This window comes from Microcystis sp. M_QC_C_20170808_M9Col, from assembly GCF_007095495.1.
GTDB classification, from domain to species: Bacteria; Cyanobacteriota; Cyanobacteriia; order Cyanobacteriales; family Microcystaceae; genus Microcystis; species Microcystis aeruginosa.
Genome location: NZ_SFBZ01000094.1, coordinates 1 through 9,007 on the forward strand (window position 1 = coordinate 1; position 9,007 = coordinate 9,007).

The 9,007-nt window shown below is 41.2% G+C and carries 5 protein-coding genes and 1 CRISPR repeat array; all 5 genes read left to right on the top strand.

Annotated elements, in window-relative coordinates; all coding sequences use genetic code 11:
• The coding region (locus tag EWV68_RS06085; protein ID WP_287169188.1) for a Uma2 family endonuclease at positions 1-259 on the top strand (259 nt) is incomplete at its 5' end.
• Entirely contained in the window at positions 259-1,092 is an 834-nt protein-coding gene (gene cas6, locus EWV68_RS06090; protein ID WP_287169190.1) for a CRISPR-associated endoribonuclease Cas6, read from the top strand. The genes EWV68_RS06085 and cas6, both read left to right, overlap by 1 nt.
• Before the next feature lie 2 nt (positions 1,093-1,094).
• A complete protein-coding gene (gene cas4 / locus EWV68_RS06095) occupies positions 1,095-1,688 on the top strand; it encodes a CRISPR-associated protein Cas4 (protein WP_002778669.1) in 594 nt (197 codons plus the stop codon).
• A gap of 5 nt (positions 1,689-1,693) precedes the next feature.
• Positions 1,694-2,698 (top strand): type I-D CRISPR-associated endonuclease Cas1d, encoded by a 1,005-nt coding sequence (cas1d, locus tag EWV68_RS06100; RefSeq protein ID WP_287706269.1) that lies wholly within the window; start codon positions 1,694-1,696, stop codon positions 2,696-2,698.
• A gap of 12 nt (positions 2,699-2,710) precedes the next feature.
• Positions 2,711-2,983 carry a CRISPR-associated endonuclease Cas2 gene (cas2, locus tag EWV68_RS06105; RefSeq protein WP_046663050.1) on the top strand — a complete coding sequence of 91 codons (273 nt, stop codon included), beginning with the start codon at positions 2,711-2,713 and terminating at the stop codon, positions 2,981-2,983.
• 233 nt (positions 2,984-3,216) lie between these two features.
• Positions 3,217-8,848: a CRISPR direct-repeat array (repeat unit 37 nt; unit sequence GTTCCAATTAATCTTAAACCCTATTAGGGATTGAAAC).
• The last annotated feature ends 159 nt before the right edge of the window (positions 8,849-9,007 follow it).

Below are 9,007 nucleotides of genomic sequence, written 5' to 3' on the forward strand. Positions count from 1 at the left end.
TCCCGTTCCCCCGGAATTAGTCATCGAAATTATCTCTCCGGAACAATCTTTCAGCAGCCTGAGCGAAAAAGCCGTGGACTACCTAAAAGCGGGAGTCAGTCGCGTCTGGATCGTCGATCTCCGGGCCAAGCAGATCACAATTTTCTATCCCGATGCACCCCCGGCGATTAAAAAAGGCGATGACGAAATTAGCGATATTCTCCTCCCCGATTTAACCCTAACCCCCAGACAAATTTTTGCCAAGGCCCGATTAAGTTAATGCCCTACAGTCTCGTTCTCAATCTCACACCCCGATCGCCGATCTATCCGAATTTTCTCACCGGACGACACCTTCACGCGCTATTCCTTACCCTTGTCAGTAGTGTTGATCAGGAATTAGGGAAAATTCTACACGCAGCCGAGGCAGATAAAGCTTTTACCTTATCGCCACTACAGATGCAATCCGGGGGAAAAACGATAAATTCCCCGCAGTGGCGATACGAACGGCCAATCGCCCCCGAAACTCCCTGCTGGTGGCGGATTTCTCTGCTCGATGACCGATTATTCGGTAAATTAACCTCGCTCTGGTTGAATCTCAATCCAAAACACCCCTGGCATCTCGGTTCCGCCGATCTGGTTATCACTAGCGTCCTCGCCACCCCGCAATCGGTTCAACCCTGGGCGAACTCTTGTACTTATCAATACCTGTATGAAAACGCCTCGGAAACGAATCGGGAATTTGATTTCCTTTTCGCCACCCCCGTCACCTTCCGGCAGGGAAAATTCGATAGTGCCTTACCGACGCGGGAACTGGTGTTTAATAGCCTTCTCGGTCGTTGGAATCGCTATAGCGGTATCCCCTTCGATTCTATTGCCCTAGAGTCGATTTTTCCCAGTTTCTTCGATATTCAAACGAAATTAGCCGACGAAGCCTATAAAAACCAGTCGTTCGGTTGTGTAGGCGAGATTCACTATCGTCTTTTGGGAGAGGTGGAACCCGCAAAGATTAAAGCGATTAATGTACTGGCGGATTTTGCCCTCTACGCGGGAGTGGGACGGAAAACCACCATGGGAATGGGGATGACTCGCAGAATTTCTAAAGATAAAAGATAGCCATGGATGAATCTGACTACATACCGATCGCCGCTCTCAACCATTACGCCTACTGTCCCCACCGTTGTTGGAGAATGTTCGTCGCTGGGGAATTTCTCGATAATAGCTATACGATCGAGGGAACAAATTTACACGAGCGAGTTCACACCGTCGGGGCGGCAAACCGCGAGGAAATATGGCAAATTCGGGCGATCTGGCTTAAATCAGACAATTACCGTCTCATCGGTAAAGCCGATCTGATCGAGTCCCACGACGGTGAATTTATCCCCGTGGAATACAAACGGGGCAGTAAAGGCGAATGGGATAACGACGAGTTGCAGGTGTGCGCTCAAGCCATCTGTTTGGAAGAAATGACTGGAAAAAGGCTAGATACCGGCTATATCTACTATGCCAGTTCTCACCAGCGTCAACCGGTGGCGATCGATCTTGCTTTACGGCAACGGGCGATCGCTACGATCCGAGCAGTTGAAACCCTGATCCAGACGGGAAAAATGCCCCCGGCGGTCTATTCACCCCGCTGCAAGGGATGCAGTTTGTTTGATCGCTGCTTGCCCCGATTAACCGAAAAAGTCCAACGATATCGAGAGGAAGACTAAAAAATATGGGAACGGTATATGTGACCAAAGAAGACGCATTTCTCGGCAAAAATGACGAGCGTTTAACGGTCAAAGCATCCAAGGAAACGATACTCGATGTACCTCTATTGAACGTGGAAGGAGTGGTGATTTTCGGACGGGGTTCAGTTTCTCCCGCATTGGTGATCGAATTGTTGGAACGTCATATTCCGCTCAGTTTCGTCACATCCACCGGACGCTATCTCGGTAGATTGGAACCGGAGATGACCAAAAATATTTTCGTTCGTCGAGCGCAATGGCAGGCCGCCGGCGATTCTCCGAAAGCCATTCATTTAGTGCGGGGATTCGTCCGCGGCAAGCTGAAGAATTACCGCAACATTCTGCTCCGTCGTCAACGCGATCGAAAAGAGTTGGATTTACAAACTGCGATCGCTTGTCTAGAAGCAGCGATCGGCTCGATCGCAACAACCTCGGCGATCGATTCTCTCCGGGGGTTAGAGGGAGCGGGAAGCGCAGCCTATTTCAGTTGTTTTGATTCCTTAATTCTCGGTGATACTTTTACCTTTGCCTCGCGTAACCGTCGCCCCCCGCGAGATCCGGTCAATTCTCTTTTGAGTCTGGGTTATGCGTTATTGCGCCATGACGTGCAGAGTGCGATCAATTTGGTCGGTTTTGACCCCTATCTCGGTTATCTTCACTATCAACGCTACGGTCGCCCCTCGCTGGCACTAGATCTGATGGAAGAATTTAGAGCGATCGTCGTTGATGCCGTGGTTCTCAATGGGGTCAATCATCCTTATCTTACCCCCGAACATTTCACCACCGAACCCTTAAGCGGTGCGGTTTCCTTGACGAGAGAAGGTTTACAGATTTTCCTGCGCTTGTACGAACAGAAGAAACAATCGAAGTTTAAGCATCCAGTAATGGGTAAACAGTGTACTTATCAAGAAGCTTTCGAGATTCAGGCCCGACTAATGGCGAAATATCTGATGGACGAGACGGATAAGTATCCACCCTTGATTTTAAAGTAGATAGAGGCGGTCATGTATTTTGTTATCAGTTACGATATTTCCGACGATAAGCGACGAACCAAAATTCACAATACGTTAAAGTCCTACGGCCAACGGGTGCAGTATAGTGTTTTTGAGTGCGATCTAACCGATACCCAGTACGCTAAGCTGCGCGGGCGCTTGAGTAAGTTGATCAAACCCGATACCGATAGCATCCGCTTTTATTTTCTCTGCGCCTGTTGTCGGGGTAAAGTGGAACGCATCGGTGGTGAGTTACCCCGGGATAATACAATTTTTTTTGTTTAGCTCGGTTGCGCTTCCGGGTAGCTGTAAAAATCCTTAACTATTATCTGGTGGCTGAAAAGCTTATGCAATATAGATTCGAGATGATTTTCCTTTCCAACGCGGGGCGCACCTTATCCCGTAAGGTTTTGCGGGGTCTTGAAGAACTGGGTCACTTGCTGTACAATGGGTTTATTGCGGGTGCGGCGCATACGAACCTTGAAAATCCCATAGCGTATAGCTTTTACCACTGGGCGGTTCCAATTAATCTTAAACCCTACTAGGGATTGAAACATCGGATTCAGCCACCTAGCGACACAAACAAACTGAGTTCCAATTAATCTTAAACCCTACTAGGGATTGAAACAAGAGAGTTAAAAATCGTAAACATAAGAGTAAACAGGTTCCAATTAATCTTAAACCCTACTAGGGATTGAAACTTTACAATTGGCAAAATCCCCCGGCATTGTGGGATAGTTCCAATTAATCTTAAACCCTACTAGGGATTGAAACAGCAGATTATATTCTAGATTTTTGATCTGAGTATCGAGAAAGTTCCAATTAATCTTAAACCCTACTAGGGATTGAAACAGTGCTTTTGCCAAACTAGATAAGGATAAGCCAATGTTCCAATTAATCTTAAACCCTACTAGGGATTGAAACATAAAAAAAACGGCGGAGGAAACCGCCTAATGGTTCCAATTAATCTTAAACCCTACTAGGGATTGAAACTCGAATTGCCTCTCTTAATTGGCTTTCTGGAATTGTTCCAATTAATCTTAAACCCTACTAGGGATTGAAACAAGTATGGACGAACAATTTACCACGAAAACCAACAATGTTCCAATTAATCTTAAACCCTACTAGGGATTGAAACTTACGGCTTAGATAAATCCGAGCGGACCAACTCAGGTTCCAATTAATCTTAAACCCTACTAGGGATTGAAACATAAGTGAGCCATGTGGAAACTAGGCGACTATTCCCGTTCCAATTAATCTTAAACCCTACTAGGGATTGAAACAGAAAAGCTTTGATGGCATTGAAATCTTGCTTTCCAGGTTCCAATTAATCTTAAACCCTACTAGGGATTGAAACGCCGGTCGTTCCCCTTACCGCCTGATCGGTATTGTTCCAATTAATCTTAAACCCTACTAGGGATTGAAACCCTATTCCGGGCGCGTCCCATTAAGCTGTTAACACGTTCCAATTAATCTTAAACCCTACTAGGGATTGAAACGGATTGACTATATTGATATTGCTTACGCAGCAGGGGTTCCAATTAATCTTAAACCCTACTAGGGATTGAAACTTCAAAACTTTAATACTTTACACCCTTTTGCCAGCAGGTTCCAATTAATCTTAAACCCTACTAGGGATTGAAACATTAAAGATTCAGTAGAAGGAAGTGATGCCCCTTGTTCCAATTAATCTTAAACCCTACTAGGGATTGAAACTGGAAACATAACAACGCATTTATCAAACCAAAAATGTTCCAATTAATCTTAAACCCTACTAGGGATTGAAACATTACAGCAATTGTCTCTGGGTATCTCGGTTATCTAGTTCCAATTAATCTTAAACCCTACTAGGGATTGAAACATATTGCTATCTGTACAGGGTGGACTCCTGCTAAGGTTCCAATTAATCTTAAACCCTACTAGGGATTGAAACGGGTAATTGATTCTCTTGTAAAAGGATATATTGATGTTCCAATTAATCTTAAACCCTATTAGGGATTGAAACGTTTGCATGGGATGGGATTAGTAGCAATCATTTTGGTTCCAATTAATCTTAAACCCTATTAGGGATTGAAACTTTTTGACAATACTAAACCTTAGATGATTATCTTGTTCCAATTAATCTTAAACCCTATTAGGGATTGAAACAAGAATTATCTCAGCATTTGGACAATCCTTACGGTTCCAATTAATCTTAAACCCTATTAGGGATTGAAACAACCCTTCTTTCCTTACCCTTCCAAAGGGATAAGAGTTCCAATTAATCTTAAACCCTATTAGGGATTGAAACAAAAGATTGGCCAATATTAGTTTCAACCCTTAACAGTTCCAATTAATCTTAAACCCTATTAGGGATTGAAACTCAACGGTAAAGCACTGCAAGGATGTCAGTACAAGTTCCAATTAATCTTAAACCCTATTAGGGATTGAAACTGCCTTACGATCTGACGCTGACATCTCTTGCCACGCAGCTTGTTCCAATTAATCTTAAACCCTATTAGGGATTGAAACATCGTTCCAGTGAATTCTGGCATTTTTTACTCCTGTTCCAATTAATCTTAAACCCTACTAGGGATTGAAACAAGAAATGGCTGATCGGAGCCGTGGCGAGGATTTTTGTTCCAATTAATCTTAAACCCTACTAGGGATTGAAACTCATGCAGTGGCGATAATGCCTATGAGCGTCTGCTTGTTCCAATTAATCTTAAACCCTACTAGGGATTGAAACACCTATCAATTTTTCTATTACTATTAGGAGCAAATGTTCCAATTAATCTTAAACCCTACTAGGGATTGAAACCAGTAAACAAGGAATGTCAACATGAGCAGTAAACCACCGTTCCAATTAATCTTAAACCCTACTAGGGATTGAAACAACGACCACCAATTCCTGAACGACAAGACTGGGAATGTTCCAATTAATCTTAAACCCTACTAGGGATTGAAACGAGAATCACGCAACTCTTTTAAGGCAGTTCCAGCGTTCCAATTAATCTTAAACCCTACTAGGGATTGAAACCAAAGTATTGGGCTTAATGCGATCGGGTTTCTAACTGTTCCAATTAATCTTAAACCCTACTAGGGATTGAAACCCTTTAAAAGGCAAATTCGCAACTTTTGCGGATTTGTTCCAATTAATCTTAAACCCTACTAGGGATTGAAACCCACGGGGGGAAGAAAGCGCAATCTAAAAAAACTGTTCCAATTAATCTTAAACCCTACTAGGGATTGAAACCCGTAAAAACCCCTACGGTATCCCTGTTACCGCTAGTTCCAATTAATCTTAAACCCTACTAGGGATTGAAACCTGATCCAATAAGAGATCGTTTCTGGTGATTGATTGTTCCAATTAATCTTAAACCCTATTAGGGATTGAAACAAATCGATTTTGAGCTAATAACCCCCCGACTATTTGAGCCTCGTTCCAATTAATCTTAAACCCTATTAGGGATTGAAACGAATTTAGCACCTGGTTCGTAAACGATTTTTACTGCGGGTTCCAATTAATCTTAAACCCTATTAGGGATTGAAACCTCAATCTAATGAGATTTTTTCTTGTCTAATAACCTGTTCCAATTAATCTTAAACCCTATTAGGGATTGAAACATTGATCCAGTGAATTCTGGCATTTTTTACTCCTGTTCCAATTAATCTTAAACCCTATTAGGGATTGAAACATTAAGGACTTTGCCGATTCTAAATTTGATCCAAGTTCCAATTAATCTTAAACCCTATTAGGGATTGAAACTCATGTTTCCCCTCGCGATAAACCGTGGGACCAGGTTCCAATTAATCTTAAACCCTATTAGGGATTGAAACTAAATATCCCCCCCAACGCTATCGATCTGGTCTTGTTCCAATTAATCTTAAACCCTATTAGGGATTGAAACTTCTCCCCAGCAATCACCGGGGGGAGTATAATGGTTCCAATTAATCTTAAACCCTATTAGGGATTGAAACTACTCGATTGTTTACATACCTGTTTACATCCGATTGTTCCAATTAATCTTAAACCCTATTAGGGATTGAAACATATTCGATTCAATCTCTCTATTTTTAGGGCTATAGTTCCAATTAATCTTAAACCCTATTAGGGATTGAAACGACAAAAGTTGACAGAGTGTGTAAACTGGTAAGTGTACAGGTTCCAATTAATCTTAAACCCTATTAGGGATTGAAACTTTAAAGATCAAAAAGCCTAAAACGATCTCCCCCGTTCCAATTAATCTTAAACCCTATTAGGGATTGAAACCACTTCACAAAAAACGATTCACCAGTATTATCACAGTTCCAATTAATCTTAAACCCTATTAGGGATTGAAACAGAGCATTCGCCTCTTATGTCAACCAAATGTCCATAATGGTTCCAATTAATCTTAAACCCTATTAGGGATTGAAACCCTTTGTATAAATTATGATCAAGATAATTTAATTAGTATATTCTCGTTCCAATTAATCTTAAACCCTATTAGGGATTGAAACTTATCTTCCGATATTGCCCAATCAAGGGCGCGTCGTTCCAATTAATCTTAAACCCTATTAGGGATTGAAACGATTTCGAGTACCCGTGACCCCTCCAATTACTGTAGTTCCAATTAATCTTAAACCCTATTAGGGATTGAAACGGTAATATAAGACGTATATCTTGTTGCCCGCTAAGTTCCAATTAATCTTAAACCCTATTAGGGATTGAAACCCAAACATTGCTTGAGTAAGATTTTCAAGATCAACGGTTCCAATTAATCTTAAACCCTATTAGGGATTGAAACCGAATACTTTGATCAGCCAATTAGCGAAGAGCGCGTTCCAATTAATCTTAAACCCTATTAGGGATTGAAACGCGGCTACGAAACACCTAACTTTGGTCTATTTGTTGTTCCAATTAATCTTAAACCCTATTAGGGATTGAAACCCAAAATGCGATCGTTAATCTGCAAAGAAGCTTTGGTTCCAATTAATCTTAAACCCTATTAGGGATTGAAACCCTTGAGAGTATTAAGAACAGCCGTTTCCTGTTGGGGTTCCAATTAATCTTAAACCCTATTAGGGATTGAAACTCTACGCGGGTATGATCCGCCCCTGGAAAAATTACGTTCCAATTAATCTTAAACCCTATTAGGGATTGAAACAGTCTTGGAGTTTCCCCAAATACGGCAGCAGTCATGTTCCAATTAATCTTAAACCCTATTAGGGATTGAAACTTTAAATATTTCAGTTTTTCAGTTAGCGGCTCAGGTTCCAATTAATCTTAAACCCTATTAGGGATTGAAACTTTACATAGTTTATCAAGTTTTAGCAAGTTTGCTGGTTCCAATTAATCTTAAACCCTATTAGGGATTGAAACTATAAAGTTTATCGGTGCTTAGAATTAGGCGAATTGGTTCCAATTAATCTTAAACCCTATTAGGGATTGAAACGAGGTTGATCGCATCCTCAACAAGCTGAAATACACGTTCCAATTAATCTTAAACCCTATTAGGGATTGAAACAGCTTGCAGCTATTTTTAAAGACTTGCTTGACTACCGTTCCAATTAATCTTAAACCCTATTAGGGATTGAAACAGCAATATTTTTGGCATCGGATTCGCTCAAAACTCCGGTTCCAATTAATCTTAAACCCTATTAGGGATTGAAACTTTTGTTGAATTCACCATTCAATTCTCGCAATCGTTCCAAGTTCCAATTAATCTTAAACCCTATTAGGGATTGAAACAAACTATTGCCCGCTATTTCTTGCCAATTTTCCCCCGTTCCAATTAATCTTAAACCCTATTAGGGATTGAAACTATTTTATCAAGAGTAAAGCCTAAACACTCAAGCGTTCCAATTAATCTTAAACCCTATTAGGGATTGAAACAGCCCTTGTGCGGGGCAATGCCCGATGCTCGGAGTGTTCCAATTAATCTTAAACCCTATTAGGGATTGAAACAGATTGAGCGATTCGCCGGGATTGCTGAGTCCTTGTTGTTCCAATTAATCTTAAACCCTATTAGGGATTGAAACTTAAAGATGATTTGCGCTACTCCTTTTGTAAAAAGTTCCAATTAATCTTAAACCCTATTAGGGATTGAAACAAATGTGGGTCAAGGCATAAGTAGTATTAATAATATTAGGTTCCAATTAATCTTAAACCCTATTAGGGATTGAAACCGGATTCTGAGTCTATTTGGTTATTGCTACTACTGGTTCCAATTATAGCAATTCTTGGAGCTATGAAGTACAATGGAAAGCAAATAGACAAATAATAGAACTTACCAGCTTCCTATGAGACCCTATTCCGTAGATTTTCGCCAAAAAATTATCGATGTC

Coding starts and splice junctions, on each gene's coding strand:
- cas6 (WP_287169190.1), top strand. CDS start 259: ATGCCCTACAGTCTCGTTCTCAATCTCACACCCCGATCGCCGATCTAT.
- cas4 (WP_002778669.1), top strand. CDS start 1,095: ATGGATGAATCTGACTACATACCGATCGCCGCTCTCAACCATTACGCC.
- cas1d (WP_287706269.1), top strand. CDS start 1,694: ATGGGAACGGTATATGTGACCAAAGAAGACGCATTTCTCGGCAAAAAT.
- cas2 (WP_046663050.1), top strand. CDS start 2,711: ATGTATTTTGTTATCAGTTACGATATTTCCGACGATAAGCGACGAACC.